Origin of the sequence: Desulfovibrio sp. DV (assembly GCF_001936595.1) — a bacterium.
Lineage (GTDB): Bacteria > Desulfobacterota > Desulfovibrionia > Desulfovibrionales > Desulfovibrionaceae > Solidesulfovibrio.
The window spans coordinates 1-25,678 of sequence record NZ_MLBG01000065.1; the positions used below are offsets into that span (position 1 = coordinate 1).

The 25,678-nt window shown below is 64.6% G+C and carries 19 protein-coding genes; 11 read left to right on the forward strand and 8 right to left on the reverse strand.

Going from position 1 to position 25,678, the window contains the following annotated elements; translation table 11 throughout:
- From DVDV_RS14015 to DVDV_RS14025, 3 genes are all read right to left on the reverse strand, one after another.
- On the reverse strand, positions 1-490 hold a 490-nt coding region (locus tag DVDV_RS14015; RefSeq protein WP_139311629.1), incomplete at its 3' end, for a response regulator.
- The gene (locus DVDV_RS14020) at positions 487-2,463 is read right to left on the reverse strand and encodes a PAS domain S-box protein (protein WP_075355265.1); all 1,977 of its coding nucleotides are present in this window, start codon (positions 2,461-2,463) and stop codon (positions 487-489) included. The genes DVDV_RS14015 and DVDV_RS14020, both read right to left, overlap by 4 nt.
- Before the next feature lie 75 nt (positions 2,464-2,538).
- Positions 2,539-3,024 carry an Rrf2 family transcriptional regulator gene (locus tag DVDV_RS14025; protein WP_254845384.1) on the reverse strand — a complete coding sequence of 162 codons (486 nt, stop codon included), beginning with the start codon at positions 3,022-3,024 and terminating at the stop codon, positions 2,539-2,541.
- A gap of 356 nt (positions 3,025-3,380) precedes the next feature.
- Between DVDV_RS14025 and nhaB the strand changes: the two genes are divergently transcribed.
- Entirely contained in the window at positions 3,381-4,991 is a 1,611-nt protein-coding gene (gene nhaB, locus DVDV_RS14030) for a sodium/proton antiporter NhaB (protein WP_075355266.1), read from the forward strand.
- Here the strand turns inward: nhaB and DVDV_RS14035 are convergent.
- Positions 4,945-8,193 carry an ATP-binding protein gene (locus tag DVDV_RS14035; RefSeq protein ID WP_075355267.1) on the reverse strand — a complete coding sequence of 1,083 codons (3,249 nt, stop codon included), beginning with the start codon at positions 8,191-8,193 and terminating at the stop codon, positions 4,945-4,947. The genes nhaB and DVDV_RS14035 overlap by 47 nt on opposite strands.
- Positions 8,194-8,450: 257 nt before the next feature.
- Between DVDV_RS14035 and DVDV_RS14040 the strand changes: the two genes are divergently transcribed.
- From DVDV_RS14040 to DVDV_RS14065, 6 genes are all read left to right on the forward strand, one after another.
- Positions 8,451-9,053, forward strand: a complete 603-nt coding sequence (locus DVDV_RS14040; protein WP_075355268.1) for a GAK system XXXCH domain-containing protein — start codon at positions 8,451-8,453, stop codon at positions 9,051-9,053.
- On the forward strand, positions 9,046-10,212 hold the full coding sequence (locus tag DVDV_RS14045; RefSeq protein ID WP_075355269.1) for a hypothetical protein: 1,167 nt from the start codon (positions 9,046-9,048) through the stop codon (positions 10,210-10,212). The genes DVDV_RS14040 and DVDV_RS14045 overlap by 8 nt, the downstream gene beginning before the upstream one ends.
- Positions 10,213-10,409: 197 nt before the next feature.
- The gene (locus DVDV_RS14050) at positions 10,410-10,691 is read left to right on the forward strand and encodes an amphi-Trp domain-containing protein (RefSeq protein WP_075355270.1); all 282 of its coding nucleotides are present in this window, start codon (positions 10,410-10,412) and stop codon (positions 10,689-10,691) included.
- Between the two features lie 20 nt (positions 10,692-10,711).
- Entirely contained in the window at positions 10,712-12,346 is a 1,635-nt protein-coding gene (locus DVDV_RS14055; RefSeq protein ID WP_075355271.1) for a PhoU domain-containing protein, read from the forward strand.
- 547 nt (positions 12,347-12,893) lie between these two features.
- Positions 12,894-13,148 carry a hypothetical protein gene (locus tag DVDV_RS14060; protein ID WP_075355272.1) on the forward strand — a complete coding sequence of 85 codons (255 nt, stop codon included), beginning with the start codon at positions 12,894-12,896 and terminating at the stop codon, positions 13,146-13,148.
- A gap of 242 nt (positions 13,149-13,390) precedes the next feature.
- Positions 13,391-16,870 carry a PAS domain S-box protein gene (locus DVDV_RS14065; protein WP_075355273.1) on the forward strand — a complete coding sequence of 1,160 codons (3,480 nt, stop codon included), beginning with the start codon at positions 13,391-13,393 and terminating at the stop codon, positions 16,868-16,870.
- Between the two features lie 176 nt (positions 16,871-17,046).
- On the opposite strand, the gene DVDV_RS14070 is transcribed toward DVDV_RS14065, so the two are convergent.
- The 4 genes from DVDV_RS14070 to DVDV_RS14085 all read right to left on the reverse strand — a co-directional run bounded on the left by DVDV_RS14070 (position 17,047) and on the right by DVDV_RS14085 (position 21,213).
- Entirely contained in the window at positions 17,047-18,255 is a 1,209-nt protein-coding gene (locus tag DVDV_RS14070) for a PhoH family protein (protein ID WP_075355274.1), read from the reverse strand.
- A 280-nt stretch (positions 18,256-18,535) separates the two neighbouring features.
- Positions 18,536-19,417: a phosphate ABC transporter permease PstA gene (gene pstA, locus DVDV_RS14075; protein WP_075355275.1), complete on the reverse strand. Its 882-nt coding sequence runs from the start codon at positions 19,415-19,417 to the stop codon at positions 18,536-18,538.
- A gap of 21 nt (positions 19,418-19,438) precedes the next feature.
- Entirely contained in the window at positions 19,439-20,332 is an 894-nt protein-coding gene (gene pstC / locus DVDV_RS14080) for a phosphate ABC transporter permease subunit PstC (protein ID WP_075355276.1), read from the reverse strand.
- A gap of 77 nt (positions 20,333-20,409) precedes the next feature.
- On the reverse strand, positions 20,410-21,213 hold the full coding sequence (locus DVDV_RS14085; protein WP_075355277.1) for a phosphate ABC transporter substrate-binding protein: 804 nt from the start codon (positions 21,211-21,213) through the stop codon (positions 20,410-20,412).
- Positions 21,214-21,518: 305 nt separating this feature from the next.
- On the opposite strand from DVDV_RS14085, the gene rpe reads away from it, so the two are divergent.
- The 4 genes from rpe (at position 21,519) to DVDV_RS14105 (ending at position 25,600) form a co-directional block, all read left to right on the forward strand.
- Positions 21,519-22,193 carry a ribulose-phosphate 3-epimerase gene (gene rpe / locus DVDV_RS14090; protein ID WP_075355280.1) on the forward strand — a complete coding sequence of 225 codons (675 nt, stop codon included), beginning with the start codon at positions 21,519-21,521 and terminating at the stop codon, positions 22,191-22,193.
- 138 nt (positions 22,194-22,331) lie between these two features.
- Complete coding sequence (locus DVDV_RS14095) at positions 22,332-24,176, forward strand: PAS domain-containing hybrid sensor histidine kinase/response regulator (RefSeq protein ID WP_254845386.1); 1,845 nt, start codon at positions 22,332-22,334, stop codon at positions 24,174-24,176.
- Complete coding sequence (locus DVDV_RS14100; protein WP_075355278.1) at positions 24,173-24,517, forward strand: hypothetical protein; 345 nt, start codon at positions 24,173-24,175, stop codon at positions 24,515-24,517. The genes DVDV_RS14095 and DVDV_RS14100 overlap by 4 nt, the downstream gene beginning before the upstream one ends.
- Positions 24,518-24,622: 105 nt before the next feature.
- Positions 24,623-25,600: a GDP-L-fucose synthase gene (locus DVDV_RS14105; RefSeq protein ID WP_254845385.1), complete on the forward strand. Its 978-nt coding sequence runs from the start codon at positions 24,623-24,625 to the stop codon at positions 25,598-25,600.
- The last annotated feature ends 78 nt before the right edge of the window (positions 25,601-25,678 follow it).

Genomic DNA, 25,678 nt, shown 5'->3' on the forward strand with positions numbered 1-25,678 from the left:
CCTCGCGCACGGACGGGTCCTCCTGGGCCAGCACGTCGAGGAGCGCAGCGTACAGGCGCGGCACTGTCGGCAACTGGTCGAGCTTGGCCACCACGTTTTTGACCCGCTCGTCGAGAAACACCTCGCGAAGCGACAGGCCCCGGGAAATGACGGCCTTGAGTTCCTCGGGCTGGCAGGGCTTCTGCAGAAACTGGTGGGCCGGACGCACGGTCTGCATGATCATGTCCCGGTCGGAATGCCCTGACAGCACGATGCGGATGGCTCCGGGATTGTGGATTTGCGCCTCCCGCAGGAACATGGCCCCATCCATGCCCGGCATCCGCATGTCGGCCACCACCACGTCAAAGGGCTGTTCGGCGATCATGGCCAGGCCGGTCGGTCCGTCCTGGGCAAAATCCATCTCCCACTCCGTGCGCATGTCGTGGAACATGCGGCGCAAGGCCGAGAGCACGTTGGGCTCGTCATCAACGAACAGAATGCGGGTTTTCACAAATCGTCTCCCTGGGCGTCGGCAAGGGCGGCCTGAACGCCAAACGGCACGCGGACGGTGAATGTGGACCCCTCGCCCGGCACGGAATCGAAATCAATGGTGCCGCCATGCTTGGTCACCACGATGTTGTGGGTGATGGCCAGCCCCTGGCCCGTACCCTTGCCCACCTCCTTGGTGGTGAAAAAGGGATCGAAAATCTTGCGGCGGTTGGCCTCGCTGATGCCGACGCCGGAATCGGCGACCGAAAGCTTGAAATACTCGCCGTCGGCTTCGGTGCGGATGGTGATGCGGCCCTTTTCCGCGGTGCCCTTGACCTTCTCGGCCACGGCATGGGCGGCGTTGACCAGAATATTCAAGATCACCTGATTGAAGTCCCCGGGCAGACAGAAGACCGGCGGCAGGCTGCGGTCGAGCTCAAGGGTCACGTCGCTTGCATACTTCCACTCGTTTTTGGCCACGATGACGGTGTTTTCCACGGCGGCGTTGAGGTCCACGGCGGTTTTTTCCTCACCGCCGGGATGGGAGAACTTCTTCATGGCCGACACGATGGCCGTGACCCGGCCCACGCCTTCCACCGACTGTTCCAGGGCCCGGGGAGCCTCGTCGAGAAGAAATTCCACATCGGCCTCGCCCCGGGCCGCCTCGATTTCCTGCAGGGCCGCCGTGTCGCCGCTGTCGGCCGCCAGCCGCCGGGCCACAGCCTCGATGCGCGAAAAGGCCTGCCCCAGCCCGGCAAAGGCGGTGGAGAGGAAGTGGAGGTTGTCGCCGATGTACTGGGTCGGGGTGTTGATCTCATGGGCAATGCCGGCCGCCAGCTCGCCCACGGATTCGAGCTTCTGGGCCACGGCCAGCTGGCGCTCCAGGGCCTTGCGCTCGCTTATGTCGAAGACGATCTCAAAAAGGCGCAGCTCGCCCCGGCGCGGGGCCGTGACCACGGTCTTAATGACCGGCAGGGTGCGTCCGTCGGGCCGGGTCAGGCGCATCTCCTCGTTTAGGATGTTGCGCTCGACCAGCACGGCGCACGTGGCAAGCGGCCGCCCCTCGCTGTCGCTCCAGGCGATGTCGCCGCAGGGTTTGCCGACCAGATCCTCACGGCTACGGCCGCACAGATCCTCGGCCGTGGCATTGACGTCCACCACAATCTGGGTCTTGGGATCGATGATGAAGATGCCGGCCCGGATGCCGGTCAGGATGCGCCGCAGCACTTCCTGCTCGTTGCGCAGGTCTTTTTCCACCCGCTTGCTGTCGGTGACATCGGTGGCAACGCCGACGATCCCCCGGGCCAGCCCATCGGCGTCGTCGAACCGGGCTCGATGGAAAACCAGATGGCGCTCCCGGCCCGAGGCGTTTTCCAGGGCGACCTCGAACTGCTGCACCCCGCCCCGGCTCAGGATCTCGCGGTCTTTCTCCGCCAGGAACTCCCCCACCTCGTCGGAAAAGATTTCAGCGGCCGTAAGGCCCAGGGCGCTTTGGATGGAGACGCCGAGAAAGGCCTCAAAGGCCCGGTTGATGCCGATGTAGTGGCCCTGAGTATCCTGGACGTAAATGGGGTTGACGGCTGCGTCCATGAGACTTTTAAGGACGGCCAGCCGACTGGTCAGCCCGGATTCGCCAAAGGAGCGCAGGGCGGCATCCAGGGCGACGCCCAGTTGGGGGGGCGACAGCGGCGGACACAAAAGGCCCTGGGGTTGGCCGGCGGCCAGGGCGGACAGAAATTCGGGATCGCCGGTTAAGGCGTAGTAGAGAACCGGGAGGCCCTGGCTGTGGTATTCCCTGGTCAGGGCTGCGGCAGCCGGAATTTCGCCCGGAGCCACGGCCACGATCACCGCCGCCGGCAGATCCCCGCCCGCAGCCGGGTCAAGGACGCGATAGCCAAGGGCAACCAGGGTCGGGGCCAATTCGTGGGGAACCCCACTTCCGGCCGCTACGAGCAGGATGCCCGCGCGGACGCCATCATCATCCCTGCCGTCCATGAATCCGCCCCGCTGTTGCAGCCGTTTGAGTGATCGTGGCTGATACTAGGGCAAAATGGCGGCGGCGTTCAAGCACTATATGGCGCGGCCGCAACCTTGCGGGCCGCCGCTGTCCGGGCCCGGCGCATCCGGAGCGGTCCCGGCGGCGGCGCAGCCGGTGCGGCCGTTGATCAGATCGGCCAGGGTGATGGAGTCGAGCTTTTCGTGCATGGCCCGGGCCGCCTCCATCCACACGCCCCGGGTGAGGCAGTCGGTGGTGCGCGGACAGGGGCCGCCCTCGCCGTTGCATTCGACCAGGGACAGGTCGCCTTCCAGGGCGCGCACGATGTCGCCCACGGAAATCTCGTCCAGGGGCTTGTCCAGTTCGTGCCCGCCGCGCGGACCGCGACGGCTGCGCACGAACCCGGCATCCTTGAGTTCGCGCACCAGTTTTTCCAGATACTTGACGGAAACGCCCTGGCGGGCGGCAATGTCTTTGATGCGCACCGGGCCGTTTTGGCCATGCATGGCCATGTCCAGGATCATGCGGGTTCCGTAGCGGCTTCGCGTCGTAAGCTTCATGGGCGCAGCCTCCTGCAATTGACGTCCCGGACCCGGCCGCCGGGGACCGCATCCATACGTTTATGGTAGACAAATGGCTCCCACCCGTCAACGAAAACCGCAGCACTGCCGCACCGTTGCACCCGCACTGGCCTCCCTGGCCCGGTCGCGGCCCGGGAGCCAAAAAAATGCCCTTTTAGAAATAAAGCGGCCGACTCTATCAGACGCGACACCGGCAAAGCGGGCCATAACACGCGGCTACGGCGCAGGATTGGGCCGCCACAGGCCAAACGCCTCCTGGTTTGGCCCCCCGGCAGCCATGTGCTATGGACACGCGGCGCGCGGCAGCGCCGCACCCGCCGCCAAGGAGTCGTTTCATGCCCCGAACCCTGCCCCGGGCCTTTGTGGCCAATCTGCTCGGCAACGCGCCGGACTGGTACAAACTGACCATTGCCGGCTTTCTCATCGCCAATCCCATCCTGCTCGTGACGGTCGGCCCCTTTGTCACCGGCTGGCTGCTCATTGCCGAATTCATCTTCACCCTGGCCATGGCCCTGTCCTGCTACCCGCTGCCGGCCGGGGGACTCCTCGCCATGGAAGCCGTGATCATGGGCCTGACCAGCCCCCAGGCCCTCTATGACGAAGCCGCCCACAACTTCCCGGTCATCCTGCTTCTGATCTTCATGGTGGCCGGCATCTATTTCATGAAGGGCATGCTCCAGTACGCCTTCACCAAGATTCTCATGAAGGTGCGCTCGAAAATCACCCTGTCGCTCCTGTTCTGCTTTGCCGGGGCCTTTTTGTCGGCCTTCCTCGACGCCCTGACCGTGACGGCGGTGATTATCGCCGTGGCCTATGGCTTTTACGAGGTCTACCACCGCCAGGCCTCGGCCGGAAAATGCCGCCCGGGCGACGAAGCCTCCTTAAATGAAGCCTGCCAACGCGATCTCAAGCAGTTCCGGGGTTTTCTGCGCAATCTCATGATGCACGGCGCCGTGGGCACGGCCCTTGGCGGGGTGTGCACCCTGGTCGGCGAGCCGCAAAACCTGCTCATCGCCCACGAGATGGGCTGGCATTTCGGGGAATTTTTCCTGAAGATGGCCCCGGTATCCATGCCGGTGCTCGTGGTGGGGCTGGCCACAACAATGGTGGTCGAGCGCTTTGCCCTTTTTGGCTACGGCTTCAAACTGCCGGCCGAGGTGCGGCGCATCCTGGCTGCCGAGGACGCCCGGCGCGACGCCTCCATGACCAACCCGGAGCGGGCGGCGCTTTACGTCCAGGCCGCGGCCGCCGTCTATCTCATTGCCGCTCTGGCCCTGCATCTGGCCGAGGTCGGCGTCATCGGCCTGTCCGTCATCATCCTGCTGACCGCCTTTTGCGGCAAGACCGAGGAGCATCAGATCGGCAACGCCTTTACCGAGGCCCTGCCCTTTACCGCCCTGCTGGTCGTCTTTTTCGCCATCGTGGCCGTCATCCACGACCAGCACCTGTTCGCCCCCATCATCAATGCCGTCCTGGCACTGTCGGGAACCAAACAGACTGCCGCCTATTATCTGGCCAACGGCCTGCTCTCCATGATCAGCGACAACGTGTTCGTGGCCACGGTCTACATCACCGAGACCAAGGCCCATTTCATCAAGCTCTTTGCGGCCATGCCCGGCCTCGGCCTGGACGGGGCCGAACTGTTGGCCCGGCTGACCGACGCCACAAATCAGCGCGACATCGTGCTGGCCTCCCTGCCCCAGGCCGCCCAGCCCCAGGTGACGGCCGCCCTGGCCCAGTTCGACCGGCTGGCCGTGGCCATCAACACCGGCACCAACATCCCAAGCGTGGCCACGCCCAACGGCCAGGCCGCCTTTCTTTTCCTGCTCACCTCGGCCCTGGCCCCGCTGATCCGCCTGTCCTACGGCGAAATGGTGCGCCAGGCCCTGCCCTACACCATCACGATGACCCTGACCGGCCTGGCTGCGGTCTGGCTGCTCCTGTAAGCCGCCCGTCGCCCCCGGCAGCGGCCACCACCCGGTTGATGGCCGCCAGGAGTTCCCGGGCTTCCACCGGCTTGGCCACATAGTCGTCCATGCCGGCCGCCAGACAGCGATCCCGGTCCCCGGCCATGGCATGGGCGGTCATGGCCAGGATGGGCACGCCCCCGCCGGGCAGGGCCCGGATGCGCCGGGTGGCCTCCAGACCGTCCATGACCGGCATCTGCACGTCCATCAGCACGCAGTCAAAGGCCCGCCCGGCCACTGCGGCCACGGCCGCTTCCCCGTTTGGCACTGTCGTCACAACAAAACCCAGCCGCTCCAGGAGCTTTCGGGCACCCAGGGCATTGACGGCATCATCCTCGGCCAGAAGAATCTGCGGTTCGCCCGGCCGCGCCGCGCCTCCGGCCTGGGCCGAAGCGCTCGCCAGGGTCGCCGGCGCAATCCGGGGCAGGTCCAAGGACAGCATGAAATAGACGGTTGTGCCGCGTCCTTCCTCGCTGTCGATGGTCAGGCTCCCGTGCATGAGTTCGACCAGCCGTTTGCTGATGGTCAGCCCCAGGCCCGCTCCCTGCTGGGCCCGGGTGTAGGAGCTGTTGGCCTGGATGAAGGCTTCGCCGACCAGGGCGAGCTTGTCGTCGGGGATGCCGACACCGGTGTCGGCCACGGTGCAAAGGAGCCGGACCTGTCCGGGAGCGGCCAGGGCCAGCCGGGCGATCTCCACGTCCACGCGGCCCTGGCTCGTGAACTTCATGGCGTTGCCGACCAGATTGAAGAGAATCTGGCGCACCCGGACCTCGTCGCCGACCACGGCCCCGGGCACGTCGTCCAGGCAGCGGCAGGTCAGAACAAGCCCCTTTTCCAACACCAGCGGGGCAAAGGTTTCGCGGATGGCCGCCAGCAGGTCTGCCGGGACAAAAACAGCCGGGGTCAGCACCATCCGGGCGGCCTCGATGCGGGACAGATCGAGGATGTCGCTTAAAAGCCGGGTCAGGCGGCTGCCGGCGCGGCGGGCCATGGCCGTGTATTCCCGCTGCTCGGCATCAAGCTCGGTGGTGTCCAAGAGCTGCATCATGCCAAGGAGCCCGTTGAGCGGCGTGCGGATCTCATGGCTCATGTTGGCCAGAAACTCGCTTTTGGCCTGATTGGCCGCCTCGGCCCGATGGGCCAGCAGCCGGGCCTCGGCAACGGAGGCCTCCAGGTCCTGCCTGGACTGGGCCAGGGCGGTCTCGACCGCCCGGCGGCCGCTGATGTCCTCGACAACGGAAATGAAATACTCCGGAACGCCTGCCCCGTCGCGGACCAGGGCCACGGTGAGGCTGACCCAGATGATCTGGCCGTCCTTTCGGATGTAGCGTTTTGCGATGTTGTAGCTTGAGGCCGCGCCGTCAATAAGCTGTCCGACAAGGGTCATGTCCGTGGCCAGATCGTCGGGGTGGGTGATGTCCTGAAAGCGCCTCCCCAGAAGTTCGCCCGGCGTGTAGCCGACGATGTCGCACAGTTTGCGGTTGACCCGCAGCCAGCGCCCGTCCGGGGCCACATGGGCGATGCCCACGGCCGCCTGCTCAAAGGTGGCCTCAAAGCGTCGGTTGCTGGCCTGCAACGTCTGATCGTTGCGCTGTTTGTCGGCTAAAAGCCGCCCGGCCCGGGCCAGCAGTTCGCCGCCGTCAAAAGGCTTGACCAGATAATCCTGGACCCCCTCCCGCAACAAATCCTGGCGCAGGGTGTCGTCGGCCTTGGCCGTCAGCATGATCACGGGCACGCCGTCGAGTTGCGGCCGCCGCCGCATCTCCCGCACCATGGCTTGGCCGCCGACCACCGGCATCATGACGTCGGAGACGACGAGGTCCGGGACCAGAGCCAGGGCCTTTTCCAGGCCCTCCTGCCCGTTTCGGGCCTGGACCGTGCGGTAGTGGCGGCCGAGGATGCCGGCCACGTAGGCGGCCATGTCCTCGTTGTCCTCGACCACAAGCACCAGCGGCGTCTGCGCCGACGGGGCCTGGCCGCCCGCAGCGGCCGGCAGGTCGGGCTCGGGCACGGCCATGCCCAGGAGGCCCGCATCGGCGCTGCCGGCAAAGGGCGTGTCCGAAACAACGCTCCCCGGCGGGGCGGCCAGGGGCAGACGCAGGGAGAACACTGCCCCCTGGTCGTTTTCGCCGCCCGCAAGGGTAATGTCCCCGCCGTGCAGGACAGCAAATTCCCGGGCAATGGCCAGTCCAAGGCCGGTGCCGCCATGGCGGCGGGTCGCACCGTCATCAGCCTGGCGGAACCGCTCGAACACGATCTGGCGCAGGGCTTCGGGCACGCCCGGGCCGTTGTCGGAAACCGTCAGGCGGGCCTCGTCCCCGACGGTTTCCAGGCACAGACGCACCCGCCCGTCCGCCGGCGTGAACTTGAAGGCGTTGGACAGGAGATTGAGTACGATCCGCTGAATCTTGTCGCCGTCGGCCTCGGCCGGGCAGGTGTCCGGGACGACCACCTCCAGGCCGATGTCCCGTTGCCGGGCCAGGGATTCGAAGCAGGAGACCACGAAGCGGACCAGATGGGCCAGATCCACGCGCCCGTAGCGCAGTTCCATGCGGCCGGCGTCGAGCTTGGCCACATCGAGCAGATCGCTGACATGGCGGTAGAGCAGCCGGGCGTTGCGTTCCATGAGGCACAGTTCCCGGCGCCTGGGATTATCCGGCTCCATGGCGGCCAGCATGGCGCCCAGAGGGCCGAGAATGAGCGTGAGCGGGGTGCGCAGTTCGTGGCTGACGTTGGCGAAAAACCGGGTCTTGAGGTCGTCGAGTTCCCGGGTTTTTTCATAGAGCCGGGTGATTTCGGCATTGGCCTGCCGGGCTGCCTCCAGGGCGGTCTCCGCCGTGCTGCGGGCCTGGGCCAGCCGGCGGTGGGTCAGGCTGAAAAGCGCGCCCATGGCCAGAAAAATGAACACCGAAACAAGGCCGACCGGACCAGCCGAAACAAAAGCCAACGGCGGCTCCATGAAAATCAGCGAAGCGAGCAGGGCCGAGATGACCGTGGCCGCCAGCCCGCCGGCCATGCCGCCAAGCTGCGAACTGAAAAACACCGCCGGGAAAAACAGAAACCAGATGTAGGGTTTGATCGCACCCCAGAAGAGCCACTGCAGGCCGCAGGCGGCAAAGGGAAGCAGGACCGCCGCCCCCAGACGCAACCAGTTTCGGGCGTTCGCCGGCACTTTATTCATAAGTATTTAATATCCTTTATGAAAACCGGAAGCAGCTCCAACCGCGACCGTTCACCAAAAGCACCTGCATCGGCAAGGAAATGTATACGATTCTATACCAAGGATCGGTTGCTTGGCAAGGAAGTCACGAAAATCCCCCCTCCCTGCTGCAGTGCCCCGGCCGGCCTTGCCATCAAACCGTCATCGTCCTATCGTACGATTGTCGTGAAACGCCGGAAGGATTCCCCTCCGGATGGTCTGGTTTCCGGGAGGACTGCATGTACGGATCGCGCAAACGCAAATTCGAGCTGGTGCTGCCCCGCGTCGAGGCCCTGCGCGCCCTGGCCGAACTGACGGCCAAGGCCGCCGACGGCGCCCTGGTCATCGGCGAAGAGACGGTCGCCCTTGACGATTTCACCAGCCTGAAAATCGGCATCAAGCACTTCGGCGCATCATCCATGATCAAGGTGTCGCTCAAATATCCCGCCCTGGGCCTCGAGGCCCTGCCCCGGCCGGAAAGCGATGACCCGGCCAGCCCGGACGATCCTTCGCCTGCCGACGGAGACGACAGCCAAGCCGTTGAAAAAAACGGCCTGCCCCGCTACAAGGGCCTTAAAAAACGCATGAAGCAGACCTTCAAGGCCATCGTCATGGCCCTGCGGGCCGGCCTTGCCCCCGATGCCGGGGTCGCGGCCGCCTTTATCGCCGATTCCCGGCTCATGACCCGCTATCCCGGCATGGGCGATGCCTTCTATCCGGCCTACGACGCCGAAGTGGACCAGTTCGAGGCCGCCCTCGCCGCTGGCGACATGGCTGCCATGACCGGCTCCGTCGCGGCCCTGTCCCGCATGAAAAAGGAGTGTCACAGCCGCCATGCCTGATTCCCCGAACCCGACCGAGCCGCGCTGCGTGGAAATCGACCTCTCGGCCATCGATCCGGCCGTCACCGAAGACGACGAGCGCGATTTTCTGCGTATTAACGATTTCAGCCTCACCCCGGAGCAAATCCAGCGCATCGTTGCCCCGGCCCGCGTCTATCCCCGCCAGGAATATGTCCTGGCCGCCCACTGGCACCCCGAGCACGTGCCCATGGAGTTGCTTCGGCAACGCATAAACGCCCTGTATCCCAACCGGGTGGACGAACTGATCATCCCCACCCAGCACAACGTGCTCATGGAATACGACGGCTGCCAGGGCGTGGAAGTGGACTGCTATTCCAGCGGGTTCAACCGCAAGGTGCAGTTGCTCATCCACTTCAAGGGCCTGGACCTGGAACGGGCCGATGTCTTGCAGTCCATGCTGCGCCACACCCACCGCTACCGGGCCTCCCAGTTGTTTGAATATCTCGACGCCCTGGCCGAGCCGGCCTTCGAGGATCGCCGCCAGAAGGCCGCCGGCCGCACCAACGCCGAAGAGGAACTCGTCACCTTCGTGCGCCTCCAGGCCGCCAAGATCAAAAGCCTGATCCTGACCCACGAAGCCGACCTTCCCGACGACGTCTACAAGAACAAGCTCGTGCGCAACTACCTCGACGCCCTGCGCAGCCGGTTCGGCGACCGGCTCATCAACCGGGCCCAGGTCTACGCCAAAGCGGTCAAGGATCTGGTCAAGGAAGAGTTCTCCCTGTCCTATTTCTACCGGGCCAGCGAAGTCATCGAGGAAGCCCGGGCGCTCGGGGCCGGCATCGTCATCCCCCACCCGGAACAGTTCTGGCCCATCCTGCTGGCCGACTACGACGTGGACGGCATCGAGGTCTGGAATCCCCAGTCCCAGCTCTACACCGAATTTTTAATCAACGTGGTCAACCGCCGCAACCGCATGGGCTGGCACGGCAAACGCCCCATCCTCATCTTCATGGGCGACGACTGCCACATGAGCGAGAAAACCCGGCCCATGACCGAACAGGACCCGGACAAAGCCGCCCGGGAAATCGGACTCCAGCCGGCCTGGCACGACTTCAGCATCCGCAAAAGCCTCATCATAAACGGCATGAGCCGCCGCAAGATCATCGACGAATACCGCACCCGCCTGGCCGGGTGAGGCGGGGACAAGGGAAAGAAGAAGGCGGAAGAGGCCTCCGGCGGCCGGGGGGATGATCCCCCCGGACCCCTGCAACGAAAGAAGTTTGTACAGGGGTTCCCGGCTGTGGCCGGCAATCCGGTCGGCCGTGGACGCCACGGGGCCGGTTGTGCCCGAGGTTGCAGGCGCGCCGCGGCGGCGTCAGACAGGAGAAGAACGTGGATAAGGATACCCGGTTTAAATACGAGTCCACCCAGGACGCCGACACCCTGCGCCGCTACCTCGAAGCCATCACGGCCGGCTTTGCCTCGGGTGAATTGCGCCTGGGCAGCCGCGACGGCGAAGTGGTGCTCCATCCCAAGGGAATGCTCGGCTTTCTGGTCGAAGCCAAGTCCATGGGCGGGCGCATGAAGCTCCATCTCAAATTTTCCTGGCGGGAAACCTCCGCCGAGGACGACGGCGACGATGGCCTGACCATTGCCCCGGGCGAGCAGTCCTGACACCCGGGGAGGACCGGCCTATGCGTATTCTGGAAGGTATCGAGGAAAATTTCCGGTTCATGGTCCTGGAAGTGTCCAAGCAGGTGGGCAGCGCCCTGACCGTGGTGGAGCGCCCGGACCAGGAGCAGATCAAACGCATCGAAAGCCGCGACGACTATATCGACAACTTGAAAAGCGTCATCGAAAACGCCTGCTGGGGCCGCATCCACGGCACAACCGACCGCAACAAGCGCACGCTCGACCTCGTGCGCGCCGCCAACATCATCAACATCAACCTGGAACGCATCGCCGACTACGCCGTCAACATCGTCACCCAGGTGCAGTACCTGACCGACCCCAAGTTCATCCGGCGCTATAACTACCGCGCCCCCTTCGTGGACGTGGACAAGGCCCTGGGGCTGGTCTTTTCGGCCCTGACCCGCCAGGACGTCAAACTGGCCCTGCGCATCTGCCGGGCCGAGTTCTCGTTAGACGACCACTTCAAGACCGCCTTCGACGCCATCCTGGCCGATCTGCGCCGGGGCGAATCCCCGGAAAACGCCATCTCGAGCTTCAACATCTTCCGCTATCTGGAACGCATGGGCGACGCCCTGCTCAATATCGGCGAGGCCGTCATCTTCGCGGCCCTGGGCGAGAAGCTCAAGATCCACCAGTACCAGGCCCTCCAGGACACCCTGGAACTCGGCGAGGAAACGCCCATCCCGGCCGGCGACTTCCATTCCATCTGGGGCACCCGTTCGGGCTGCCGCATCGGCCGGGTCCAGGAAGAACACGGCCCACGCTCCAAGGGCGTTCTGTTTAAGGAAGGCAATGCCGTCAAGCTGGCCAAGGAAAAGGAAAACATCGAACGCTGGACCCGGCTTTCCCCGGGACTGGCCCCGAGCATCCAGGCCTTCCAGACCGAGGGCGACTCGGCCTCCATGCTCCTTGAGTATCTCGGCGGCTGCAACGTGCAGCAACTCGTGCTCACCGCCGACCGGGACATCATCGAAAACGCCTGTTTTCTCATCACCCAGACCGTGGGCGGGCTTTGGGAACAGACCCTGGTGCGCCGGCCGGTTGCCGGCGAGGCGGTAAGCCAGCTGCGCGCCCGCCTCGACGACGTGCTGCGGCTGCACCCGCACTTTGCCGCCGACGCCAAGACCATCGGCAACCAGTCCGTGCCGGCCCTGGCCGATCTCCTGACTGCGGCCGAAGCCGCGGAAAAGACCCTGGCCGCCCCCTTTGCCGTGTTTTTGCACGGCGATTTCAACCTCAACAACCTCGTCTACGACCACACCGCCCAGCGCATCCACTACATCGACCTGAACCGTTCCCGGGACGGCGACTACGCCCATGACACGGCGGTGTTTCTGGCCTCCAATTTCCGGCTGCCCTTTTTCGACCAGGGCGTGCGCAGCCAGCTCGAACTGGTCATGTGCCGGTTCCTGGAATTCGCCCGGGCTTTTGCCGCCGAACAGGGCGACACGACCTTCGAGGCCCGCCTGACCTTTGCCCTGGCCCGGGCCCTGGCCACTTCGGCCCGCTTCGAGGTCAAACCCTCCTTTGCCCAGGAACTGTTCCACCGGGGCGTCTATCTGCTGACCCGGGCCGTGGACCACGCCGGCCGGCCCTGGTCCGAGCTGTCCTTCCCCGACCCCGTCCTCACCTTCTGATTGCCGCAACCGCTTCCCGCTCCCAAACGCCCCGGAGCCCGGTGCCGGGGCAAGGCCTCCGCCTCCTGCGCAACCGGCCAGGCCCACTCCCGGCCCCCCCCCTGCAACGCCTGCCCGAGCTGCGCCCTGGCCGCCCGGGATTGCTGCCCGGCCCACCGCAGGCCGGCCTCCAGCCTCTCTCTCCCGTGCAGCACAAAAACACCGCCTCGGTGTACGCCGGTCTGGCCTAGGGGAGAACGGCGGCTGCGCTGGCCTTGAGACAAAAAAACCAACAGAGCCGGCGACACGAAGATCGAAGAGGCGCAATATCCTCTTATAAGTTATTTCATATGAAATGATTGCAAGCACCAACACTTCCAGACAACTATGTTTCATATATACAATTTCAGCGCTGCACCGGCACATCGTCCGGAAATCGTGTCTGTTTCGGCATTCGCGGGACTAAACTGTTTTGCATGTTTTTCTTGATTTCCGATAATGAGGTGCTAGGATGGGTCTATAGTCCGATCATGATGCATTCGCATCGTTTAACGACGAGGAGGAGCGTATGAGAAAGAGACTTGCTACTCTGCTGCTGGCCGCCATGTGTGTTCTCACCCTGGCCTTTGCCGCTCCGGCCCTGGCCGGCACGGCAGCCAACGTGGCCATCAATTGGCAAACCAGCACGACCGTTCACGAGAACTTCAATTTCGGCAATCCGGCCAGCACCAGCACCGCGGCTTTGCCGGGTCAGGTGCAAACCGCCATCACCCTCGGCACGATCGAAACCTACCTGATGTCCGCGCTGCTGTTCGGTTTTTAGACCCATCGACGTCGTTTAAGCCCCCGCCCGGCGGGGGCTTTTTGCGTCCAGGCGTTTTCCCCTCCCCCGCTGCCCCCGATCTCGTGGATATTGCCGCCCTCTTGCCCCGGATTATCGCCTGACCCCCTTGCCTCGACGCTTCGCCGCAGCTATGGTTGTGCCATCTGCAAGGAACTATTTACGACCCCGCTGGCGAGGCCGCTGCCGGACCCCGTCCAACCCCAGGCAAGGATACCGCACCCATGGCCCACGGCCCCCTGAGGACGGCCACTCTTGTAACCGTTGCCTTGCTTGGCGCGATGCTTGTCGTCCTCCCCGGCAGTTGGCTTGTCTGGCGTTCGGAAAATGCCCGTTTTGCCCTGGCCCGCCGGGCCGAGACCCAAATCCTCCTGTCCGAATCGCGTCTGGCCCTGGACGCCGCCCTGAGCGCCCGGTTGGCCATCGTGCGCGCCCTGTCCGCCTTTGCCGCCAGCCGTCCCGAGACCGACGCAGCCGAATTCGACGCCTTTGCCCAGGTGCTCGGCGAAAGCCTGCCCGACATCCGCTCCCTGCAACTGGCCCGCGATCTGGTCGTCTCCCACGTCTACCCCAAGATCAGCAACGGCGGCATCCTGGGCCTGCCCCTGCTCACCCGCCTGCCGCCGTCCCAAAGGGCCGCGCTGCAACAGGCCATCGAAGCGCAGCACCCGATATTCGACGGCCCGGCCCCCCTGATCCAGGGCGGCACGGGCCTTATTCTTCGTTTCCCGGTCCTCGTATCCGGCCCGCCGGGACAACCGCACCGGCTGTGGGGCCTCAGCACCGTCATCCTCGATGCCAAAGCCTTTTTCAATCTGGCCATCTCCCCGGCCTCCGGCCTGCGGCTGGCCATTCGGGCCGAGACGGCCGACGGCCAGCCCGACCGCCTGCTCGCCGGCGACGCCGCTGTTTTCAACGACGCCCCGGTGCTCCTGACCATGGATACGCCGGGCGGTTCCTGGCAACTCGCCGCCATCCCGGCCGAAGGCTGGTCGGCCATGCCCATCCCTCCCACTCTGGCCGCCGGCAGCATCGCCACCTGGATCGTCTTGTCCGCCGCCCTGTTCATCCTGCTTTCCTGGCCGGCCCGGCTGAGCGCAGCCGTGGCCCGGGCCACCGGCGCCCTGGATCTGGCCCGAAACGAACTGGAACGCATGGTGGCCCACCGCACCGCCGCCCTGCTGGCCACCAACGAGGCCCTTCGCAGCAGCGAAACCCGCTACCGGGCCTTTATCGACGCCACCAGCGGCATGGCCTTTTTCAAGGACGACCAGTTGCGCTATCTGGTGGTCAACCGGAACCTTTGCGATTTTTACAACCTCCCGGCCGAGGCCGTTCTCGGTCGCGACGACGCGGCCGTCATGCCGCCGGAACTGGCCGACAACTGCCGCCAGTCGGACCTGGCCGCCATGCATGGCAACGAGGTCGTCACCACCCTGGAATCCATGGGCGACCGCCATTTCGAAGTCCGCAAATTTCCCGTGCCCCTGGGGGACGGGAAAAGCGGCGTCGGCGGCTATATTTACGACGTCACGGACAGGCTGGCCGCTGAAAACGCCCTGCGCCAAAGCGAAGCCGCCCTGCGAAACCTCTATGACACCGCCCCGGTCGGCATCTTCACTTCGACCCCGGCCGGGCACTACATCAAAGTAAACCGCTTCCTGGCCCGAATGTACGGCTTTGATACCCCCGAACAACTGCTTGAGCATGTCAACAACATCCAGGATCAGATCTACGTCGATTTCACCGACCGCCAGCGCCTGCTGACACTGCTTGAAACCCACGGCTCGCTGTCCAACCATGAAATCCGGCGGCGCACCCGCACCGGCGACATCCTCTGGGTGTCGCTCAACATCCTGGCCGTGCGCGAGGCATCCGGGGCCATAAGCCGCCTGGAAGGCTTTTGCATCGACGTCACCGAACGGCGGCAGGCAGCGGCCGTCCTGGCCCAGCGGGAAAACGAGTTGCGCGTCATTTTCGAGAATTCTCCCCTGGGACTGGTGGCCTATGACCCGGCCGGCACCCTCATTAAATGCAACTCCCGCTTCCTGACCCTCATCGGGGCCACGCCCGAACAGGCTCTCGGCGGCGATGCCCTGGCCCGGATGCCGGAGTTTGCCCGAAACGCCCTGGCCACGGCCCTGGGCGGCCGGCCCGCCCAGGTGGAAGGCCCCTACACCTCCGTCTTTAGCGGCCGCCACCTGACCCTGCGGGTGGTCTTCAACCCGGTGTCCGCCGGCAACAACCCCACCGCCGCCATCGCTTCGGTGGAAGACGTCACGGACCAGCGGGTCCAGGAACAAAGCCTGCGCCTGCTGCGGGCGGCGGTGGAACAATCCCCGGCCTCCATCGTCATTACCGACCAGGAAGGAAGCATTGAATACGTCAATCCCTATTTCACCGAGCTGACCGGCTACTCTGCCGCAGAAGCCTTTGGCAAAACCCCCCGGGTCTTAAGCAGCGGCCTGCACGACCGGGCCTTTTTCCAGACCATGTGGGAGACCTTGCAGGCCGGCAACATCTGGCGCGGGGAGCTTTGCAACCGTAAACGCAACGGAGAACTGTACTGGGAGGATTCCTCCATCTCGCCCATCCGGGACGACCTGGGCGAGATCACCCATTTTGTTGCCGTCAAGGAAGATATCACCGTCCAAAAAGAGCGTGAGGCCCGGTTGCACCGGCTGATGACCGAGTTCGAGGTCATTTTCAACGCCTCGTCCGTTGGCATCGTCCACCTCGGCGGCGATGGCCGGGTGGTGCGGGCCAACAAACGCTTTGCCGACCTGTTCGGCGTGGCCCCCGAGGGTCTGGCCGGCCAGCCCCTGGACGCCATCCACGCAGGCGAAGTCCGCCGCCAGGCCCTGCGCCAGGAGATCCTGGCCGGTGTGGCCGCCGGCCAGGATGCCTATGTGGAAGAGCGTTTCCGCAACCGCTCCGGCCAGCCGTTCTGGTGCGCCGTTCATGCCCGACGCATCGACCCCGACGTCCCGGAAGCCGGCTCCATCTGGATCTTTGACGACATCACCGCCCGAAAAGACCTCGAAGCCATCCGCGAAGACGTGGAACGCATCATGCGCCACGACCTCAAAGCGCCGCTCAACAGCATCTTAAACCTGCCCGAACTGGTCACCGCCCTGGGCGAGACCACCGAAGAGCAGCGCGACGTCCTGACCGAAATCGAACAGGCCGGACGGCTCATGCTCGATCAGATCGACCTGTCCCTTGACCTGCACAAAATGGAAACCGGAACCTACGTTCCCGAGGTGCAGCGCATCAATCTGGGCCACATCCTGGCCACTGCGGCGGACATGCTGGCCCCGGCCGCCAAGGCCCGGGGCGTGGCCTTGGCCTTCCCGGCCGACCAGCCGGCCGTCTTCGCCCTGGGCAACGCCCTGCTCACCCAGACCATCGCCGGCAACCTGCTCAAAAATGCCGTGGAAGCCGAAGAAGCCGGCAGCACCGTGACCGCCCGCGCCTTTGCCGAAGACGGACAGGCCGGCTTTGCCGTGTCCAACCGAACGCCGGTACGAACCGAGATGCTCCCGGTCTTTTTCGAGAAATACGCCACCAGCGGCAAACGCGGCGGCAGCGGCCTTGGCACCTACTCAGCCCGGCTCATGACCGAATGCCAGGGCGGCGAAATCCGCCTGGACACCGCCCCGGACACGGGAACCACGGTCACCGTGCGCCTGCCGACGGCCTAGCCGAGGTGCGGAGGAGAGGTCGGCGTGGAGGCAGGAGAGAAGAAGCCTCCGGCGGCCAAAGGGCAGTGCCCTTTGGAAACCCGCCTGGGCAGATGGCGCGCCGGCGCTTGAGAAAGGCGGCCCGTGGTGCGGGCCGCCTTTGTTGTTGGACAGGATGGTCTGAAGGCGTGTTTGGGCTACAATTTGGAGCGCAGCACCATGTCCGTGATCGGGCCGCGCGAGCGCTCGCCCTTGAGCACGATGTGGGCGTAGTTGGGGAATCCCTTGAACTTGCGCACGATCCAGTTCAGGCCGTTGTTGGCCTCGTTGAGATAGGGGTTGTCCACCTGCGAGGTGTCGCCAAGGACCACGCACTTGACCCCCTCGCCCATGCGGGTGAGCAGGGCGCGCACTTCCGAACGGGCCAGATTCTGGGCCTCGTCGATGACCACGAAGGCGTTTTCGATGTTCATGCCGCGCACAAAGGCCAGGGGCAGGATCTCGAACTTTTTCGGGTTGACCCGCAACATCTCGTCGTTGGGATTTAAAAACACCTTGTTGGCCGCCCGGCAGCGGTGCAGCTTCACCAACAGTTCAAAGACGTATTTGACGTACGGCTCCATCTTCTCCGACACATCGCCGGGCAGATAGCCCATCTTGGCTCCGATCTCGATGGTGGGTTTGAGAACGAAGATCTTTTCGAACTGCTTTTTCTCCTGCACCGCAAAAAGGGCGGCGGCCAGGGCCAGGAACGTCTTGCCGTAGCCGGCCTCGCTCTGGATGGAAATGAGATCGATATGCGGGGCCATGATCAGTTCCAGAGCCAGATTCTGATAGACCGTGCGCGGCCGCACGTTCCACACGTCGCAGGTATGGCTGACGACCCGCTCGCCATCGGGCGTGTGCAGGACCGGCTTGCCCTCGCGCCAGGTGAAGCAGTTGGGCACAATCTCCTCGCCGTCCTCCACAAAGCCGGTGTAGCGCTGGGACTCGGACTCAAAGGGCTTGGAGTCGCGCAGTTCCTCGCTTTTAAGCCCCCGCAGCTCGGCCTGGAGCTTTAAGATGCGGTCGTTGGTGACCAGGATCGGGTCTTCGATGGAAGAAGCCTGGATCTCGTCGAGGATGTGATTGTCGACGATGTCGGTGAAGGCCGAATGGCTCTTGTCGTTTTGGATGAAGTGGATGGCGTCGCGGTGTTCGCTTAACACGCCGATGACGTTGGCCACGATATGGCGCAGTTTGGGCGTTTTTTTGAGCCCCTCAAGCTCCATGAGCACGTGGTAGGGAATGTGGATGGCGTTTTCCACGCCATTTCGCAGTTTGAGCACGCACTGCGGATTCTCGATGAGCACGTTGGTGTCCAGGACGTAGTTCTTGCGTCCCTGGGCGTTGCCGCCTTCGGTCATGCCGATCCTCCCTGGTTTGCCGCACACGCCGACAGGTAACGCCCCCCACGGGGAAACGCCCCTGCCGGCTCCCAAGCCTTTGTCATCCGGCCGGCCACGCGCTGTGCGCCCGGGACGGCCATGCAAAAAGCGGCGGGACGCCAACCGCGCCACGCCGCCTTTTCACTTGCTTCACCGCCGATGCGTTCATCGGCCGGTTCCCAACCCGTTTGTCCAAAATGGCCTCACCCCCGCTGCAAATTCCGTATCGGACCGCCTGGGACGATGGCGTCGTCTCGGCCTAGCGACGCTGCTTTTGCAGCTTGGCCCGGTACAGGATGGCCCCGAGGTTCATGCCGAGGACCAGGACAATGAGCACCAGGGCCGTGCCGTATTGCAGCGGCCGGGTCTTGTCGATGTCCGTGCCGGCCGTGGCCAGGACGTAGATATGGTAGGGCAGGGCCATGACCGAATCGGTCAGGGTGGTGGGCAGATAGGGCGTGAAAAAGACTGCGGCCGTGAACATGATGGCCGCGGTCTCGCCGGCCACCCGCGACAGGCCGAGGATGGCTCCGGTCAGCATCCCGGGCAGGGCCGCCGGCAGCACCACCAGCCGGATGGTCTGCCACTTGGTGGCTCCAAGGCCGAGCGAGGCCTCGCGGTAGGTCTGGGGCACGGACTTGAGCGCCTCTTCGGCCGTGCCGATGATGACCGGCAGGACCAGGATGGACAGCGTCAGGATGCCCGAGAGGAGACTGACGCCCAGGCCGAAGAAGGTGACGAAAAAGGCCAGGCCGAACAGGCCGAAGACCACCGAGGGCACGCCGGCCAGGTTGTTGATGCCAAGGCGGATGAGCCGCAGGGTGCGGCCCGGCCGGGCGTATTCGTTTAAGTACACCGCCGAGGCCACGCCAAGGGGAAAGGCCACGGCCATGGTGCCCAGGCTCAAGGCGATGGTGCCGAGGATGCAGGGCAAAATACCGCCGGCGGTCATGGAGTCACGCGGCATTTCGGTTAAAAACGACCAGGAAATGGCCGGCAGGCCTTTGACGAGCAAAAACCCGCAGATCAGGACCAACGCGGCCATGTTGATCACCGAGGCGGCTCCGAAGATGCTCCACATGACCGTCTGGGTGCGGTGCCGTCTGGCCAGTCCGGCGTGGGCGATGGCGCTTGGATTCATGACAAGGCTCCTTGGCGGGGTCTACAGGGTGGCCGCGCCGACCTGCTTGTGCTTTTCGGCCACGTGGCTGGCGATAAGGTTAAAGACCAGGGTGAAGAGAAACAGCACGATGCCGATGGCGAAAAGCGCCCGGTAGTGGTCGCCCCGAAACGAGGCCTCGGCCATTTCCGCAGCAATGCTCGACGGCATGGGCCGGACCGGCGAAAAGATGGAATTGGGAATCATGGCCGCGCCGCCGGCCACCATGAGGACGACCATGGTCTCGCCGATGGCCCGGGACATGCCGAGCATGACGGCCGTGGAGATGCCTGACAACGAAGCCGGCAGCACCACTTTGGAAATGGTCTCGAAATGGGTGGCCCCCAGGGCCAGGGAGGCTTCCTTGAGTTCCCGGGGCACGGCGTAGATGGCGTCCTCGGACACCGAGCAGATGGTGGGCACGGACATGAAGGCCAGCATGATGGCGGCATTGAAAAGATTGAGTCCGGTAGCCAGATCAAACGTCTCCTGAAGAAACGGCGCCATCACCACCATGCCGAAAAAGCCGATGACCACCGAAGGCAGGGCGGCCAGGAGTTCCACCACGGGCTTGAAAATGTCGCGGGTTCTCCGACTGGCGATCTCGGCCAAATAGATGGCGGTCATGACCCCCAGCGGAATGGCGATGGCCGAGGACAGGGCAGTCACGGACAGGGAGGCCACAATGAGCGGCAATATCCCGAATTCCGGCGGGTCAGAAGTGGGATACCAGAAGGAGCCGAAGAGAAAATCGGAGACCGAGACAAGGCCGAAAATCGGCATGCCCTCGATAAAGAGGTAAACCATGATCAGCGCCAGGGCCACGATGGAACTGAGGGCGGTGAGGAAAAAGAAATTGCGGACCAAGGTGTCCTGGGACTTGCGCGAAAGGGCCATGGCGTCTCCCCCGGGGACGCGCTCCGGCCTGTCTGGCAGACCGGAGCGCGGACGATAATCAGGATATGGCGAGGGGCCTAGTTAAGCGGAACGAAACCGGCTTCCTTGACGAGCTTCTGGCCGTCGGCGCTCAGCAGGAAGTCGACCAGACCCTTCACCGCGCCGGCCGGAGCGCCGTTGGTGTAGAGGTAGAGGTCGCGGGAGATGGGGAACTTCTTGGACTTGGCGTTTTCGGCAGTGGGCTCGACGCCGTCAACCTTGAGGCCCTTGGTGGAGGCGTCGAGGTAGCCGATGCCGACGTAACCCAGGGCGTTCTTGTTCTTGCTGACAGCCTGCACCACAGCGCCGCTGGAGGCCTGCATGAGCGCGCCCGGGAAGACGCGTTCCTTTTTCATGACCAGACCTTCCCAGGTCTCGTAGGTGCCGGAAGAGGTGTCGCGGGAGATGACGACCACCGGACCGTCGCCGCCAAGGTCCTTCCAGGAGGTGATCTTGCCCATGTAGAGGTCTTTGAGCTGGGCCAGGGTGATTTCGGAGAGCTTGTTGGCCGGGTTGACCACGGGCACGATGGCGTCAATGGCGCAGATGATCTGGTTGGCGGTCACGTTCTTGGTCTTGGCCAGATCGATTTCTTTCTGTTCCATGGCCCGCGAAGCCATGGCGATGTCGGTGGCGCCGTCGATAAGGGCCTTGATGCCGTTGCCCGAACCACCGCCGGAAACGGAGATCTTCACATCCGGATGGGCCTTCATGTAGGCCTCGACGACTTTCTGCATGATGGGCAGGACGGTGGTGGAACCGTCGACTTTGATGGTGGTGTCGGCCAGAGCGGTAGAGGCCATCAGCAGGAACGCAGCCACGATGCCAATAAGCTTTTTCATGAAAGTCCTCCGTAGAAAGAATTGTCACGCCACGATTGGCGCGAATTGACCAACGTCACGTGCCGGAAAGTAGGAACGATCCGTTACGGTCCGGTGACGAGGCCACGGAAAACGCGTGACGCCGCCGGTCGTGCCCTGTATCCGCCTTATTTTCATCATATACCCCCCTGCGGTTTGTGACAACGACCGCGATGCTCATCCCGGCCGGGATCGGGAAGCTTCCCTGCCTTGACCGCAAGCGCCGGCCGGTCTATCAAAATACAAACGACGCCGTCAGGCGTCGGATTCTTGCCGCCGGAGCCGTCATGACCCCACCGTTTATCCTGTCGCCTTCGCTTTTATCCGCCGACTTCAGCCGGTTGGCCGACGAATTGGCCGCCCTGGAGGCCGCCGGGCTCGACTGGCTCCATCTCGACGTCATGGACGGCCTGTTCGTGCCCAACATCACCTTCGGCCCCCCGATCATCGCGGCCCTGCGCAAGCGCAGCAAACTCTATTTCGACACCCATCTCATGATCGAACGGCCCGAGCGCTACATTGCCGCCTTCCGCGACGCCGGAGCCGACCTGCTGTGCATCCACGCCGAAGCCACCGTCCATCTGGAACGCACCGTGGCCGAAATCGCCCGCCTGGGCGCGGCCCCGGCCGTGGCCCTCAATCCGGCCACGCCCCTTTGCGCCATTGAATACCTGCTGCCCGAACTGGCCATGGTGCTCGTCATGACCGTCAACCCGGGATTCGGCGGCCAGTCGTTTATCCCCTTCTGCCTGGACAAGGTCCGGGATCTGGCCGAGCTTCGCCGCCGCAAGGGCCTGTCGTTTCGCATCCAGGTCGATGGCGGCGTCACCCCGGACAACACCGCCGCCCTGCTGGCTGCCGGGGCCGATGTCCTGGTCTCCGGCTCGGCCTTTTTCGGACATCCCCCCTACAAGGAGCGTCTGGATGTCTTTCACGCGGCGGCCGGCAACCCCCCGGCCTAGCAGACGGCCCGGCCCGGGCCGCAAACGCCCCTGTGCGCCCCCCGGGCCGCCAGGGCCTCGCTTAACGCCCCTCCCCCGGTCGATCCCGACAAACGGCTGGCCCGTCTGACGTCCATCATCGCCGCCCTGGACCAGGCCATCGCCTTTGTCGCCCCGACCGGCATCATCGCCGAAATAAACGACCGCTACCTGACCTGGCTTGGCCTGTCGCGCTCCGACGTGCTCGGCCGCCCCCTCACTGTCCTTGATCTGGAAACCGAAGACTACCAGGCCACCGCCTTCCTCAACCTCTTCCGCCGGGGCGTGGCCCACACGCCGGTCTCCTTTGAGAGCCGGGTGGGCGAGCGAGACGTCACCGTCAAGCTCCAGCCCGTCATCGAAGACGACGTCTTTGCCGGGCTTATCGTGTCCCTTATCGACGTCACCCCCCTGGTCGAAGCGCGCCTTGGCGTGGAACGCGAAAAACGCTTCCTCGAACAGGTCATCACCATCGCCGGCGCAGCCATCTGCATCGTCAATCGCGACGACGTGGTCGTCACCATCAACGACGAATTCACAGCCATCACCGGCTACAGCCGCGATCAGGCCCTGGGCCGGGAACGGGCCGAACTGCTGCGCGAATCGCCGCCCTCGCCCTGCCCGGCCGCGCCCGGCGACGCCACGGTGCAAAAACGCCAGTCGCAAATCCTTACCCGCTCCGGCCGCCGGGTCACCATCTTAAAAAACGCCGCCCCGCTCATCGACGCCGAAGGCCACTCCACCGGCGGCATCGAATCCTTCGTCGATGTCTCAGACCTCATCCGAGCCCAGGTCGAAGCCGAAGATGCCAGCCGCATGAAATCGGCCTTCCTGGCCAATATGAGCCACGAAATCCGCACCCCCTTAAACGCCATCATGGGGCTGTCCCAACTGCTTTTGACCGCCGCCCTGGCCCCTGAACAACGCGAATGTGTCGAAACCATGCGCTCGGCCGGCGAAGGCCTGCTCGTCATCTTAAACGACATCCTCGACTTCTCCCGCATCGAGGTCGGCCGCCTGGAAATCCGGCCCGCCCCCCTGGACATCGACCGGCTCCTGGAAGAAGCACGCCGGGTCATGGCCCAGGCCGCCGACGAACAAGGGCTGACCCTGACCATCGACCGCGACCCCACACTGCCCCGCGTCCTCGTGTGCGATCCCGTGCGGCTCAAGCAGATCCTGCTCAACCTGCTCTCCAATGCCATCAAATTCACCGCCCGCGGCCGGGTCGTCCTCTCCGTGGCCCGCGTCCGCCCCCCCTCCGGCGACGACACCCGGATCTGGACCCAGTTCCGGGTCCGGGACACCGGTCCCGGCATCCCGGACCACATGCGCGAACACATCTTCGAACCCTTTGTCCAGACCGAAGACGCCATGGCCAGGAACCCCGGCGGCACGGGCCTTGGCCTGTCCATCTCCAACCGTCTGGCCCGCCTGCTCGGCGGCACCGGCCTGGAAGTCGCCAGCCTGCCCGGCCGCGGCAGCACGTTTTTTTTCACCCTGCCCCTGGCCGAACCCGAAGCCGCCTCCACCCGCCCGGCCCAACTGCCGCTGTCGCCCTCAGCCGATTTCGGCGGCCTGCGGGCCCTGGTGGCCGAAGACAACCCGTTCAATCGCTTCCTGCTGCAAAAAATTCTGGAAAAACTCGGCGTCGGCCACACCGACTTCGCCAGCGACGGCAACGAAGCCCTGGCCCTGGCCCTGGCCGCCCAGCCCCGCCACCACATCATCTTCATGGACCTGCGGATGCCGGGACTGGACGGCCTGGAAGCCGCCCGGCAAATTCGCCAGGCCGGCCTGGACACCCCCATCGTCGCCCTGACCGCCCAGGCAGCCGAAGAAGACGCCGAGCGCTGCCGACAGGCCGGCATGACCGCCTACTTCTCCAAACCCTACCGCATAAACGACCTCGAAGCCGTGCTGGCCGAGCTCGCCTGCGCCAAACCGACCCGGGGCATCCCATGACCAGCAACGCCAGGCATAAAGCCCTGGCCTTCCTCCACCACGACCAGCAACTCACCATGGCCGAAACCGAAGAAGCCCTGGCCGTGGCCGCAACCGTCCTGGCCAGCGGCCTGGCCCGGCTCATCAGCCAGGCCGAAGCCCAAAACGCCGCCGCCTGCGCCGAGGCCGGGCACAGCCTCAAAGGCAATCTGCTCAACCTCGGCCTGCCCGAACTGGCGCTGACCGCCCAACACGCCAACGATATGGCCCGCCAGGGCAACCTGGCCGCCGCCAAAGCCGTCGGAGAAACCCTCACCCTGGCCCTGGCCCCCCTGCTCCCCGGAAATTTGCCCCGCCCCTGAGGCGACCGACCGCAACTTCTCAGGCAACACACCGGATTTCCAGTCTTTTTCCCGAGCATCCGCCGCCCTTGCCACGGACGCGACACTAGGCATCCCGGCCCGGCCATGCTACGAAACCCGGCCATGAACACTCCCGAAGCCGTCACCGTCAACGGCCCCATCTATATAGCCGGACACCGGGGCCTCGTCGGCGCAGCCATCATGCGCGCCCTCGCCAGCCAGGGACACACCGTCCTCACCCGCACCCACAGCGAACTCGACCTCACCAACCAGGCCGCTGTCCGCGAATTTTTCCAGACCACCCGGCCCGCCGCCGTGTTCCTGGCCGCCGCCAAAGTCGGCGGCATCCACGCCAACGACACCTACCCGGCGGACTTCATTCGGGATAATCTCCTCATCCAGACCAATGTCATCGATGCCGCCAAACAGGCCGGCGTCGGCAAACTCGTCTTCCTCGGCTCCTCCTGCATCTACCCCAAATTCGCCCCGCAACCCATGCAGGAAAAAGACCTCCTCACCGGCCCCCTGGAAGAAACCAACCAGTGGTACGCCATCGCCAAAATCGCCGGCATCAAAATGTGCCAGGCCTACCGCCGCCAATACGGCTTCTCCGCCATAAGCCTCATGCCCACCAACCTCTACGGACCCGGCGACAACTTCACACCCGTCAACTCCCACGTCATCCCCGGACTCATGCGCCGCTTCCACGAAGCCACACTGCGCGGCGACGCCTCCGTCACCGTCTGGGGCACCGGCAAAGCCCTGCGCGAATTCCTCCACGTCGACGATATGGCCCGCGCCTGCCTGGCCTGCTTCGCCCGCTACGATGACGAGGAAATCATCAATATCGGCTCCGGCGAAGAAATCTCCATCGCCGACCTGGCCACACTCATGGCCAAAACCACCGGATTTGCCGGCACCATCGCCTTCGACCCCAGCCACCCCGACGGCACCCCCCGAAAAGCCCTCGACGTCAGCCGCCTCAAAAAACTCGGCTGGCAACCCACCCTCTCCCTCGAAGAAGGCCTCCGCCAGACCTATCAGTGGTTCCTGGACAATATCGAATCCGCCCGAATGGCTTAAGGCAATACCGGGGCGCTGCCCCAGGCCCCGCCGGGACGCTGTCCCGGACCCTGGCAGGGCGCTGCCCTGCACCCGCCG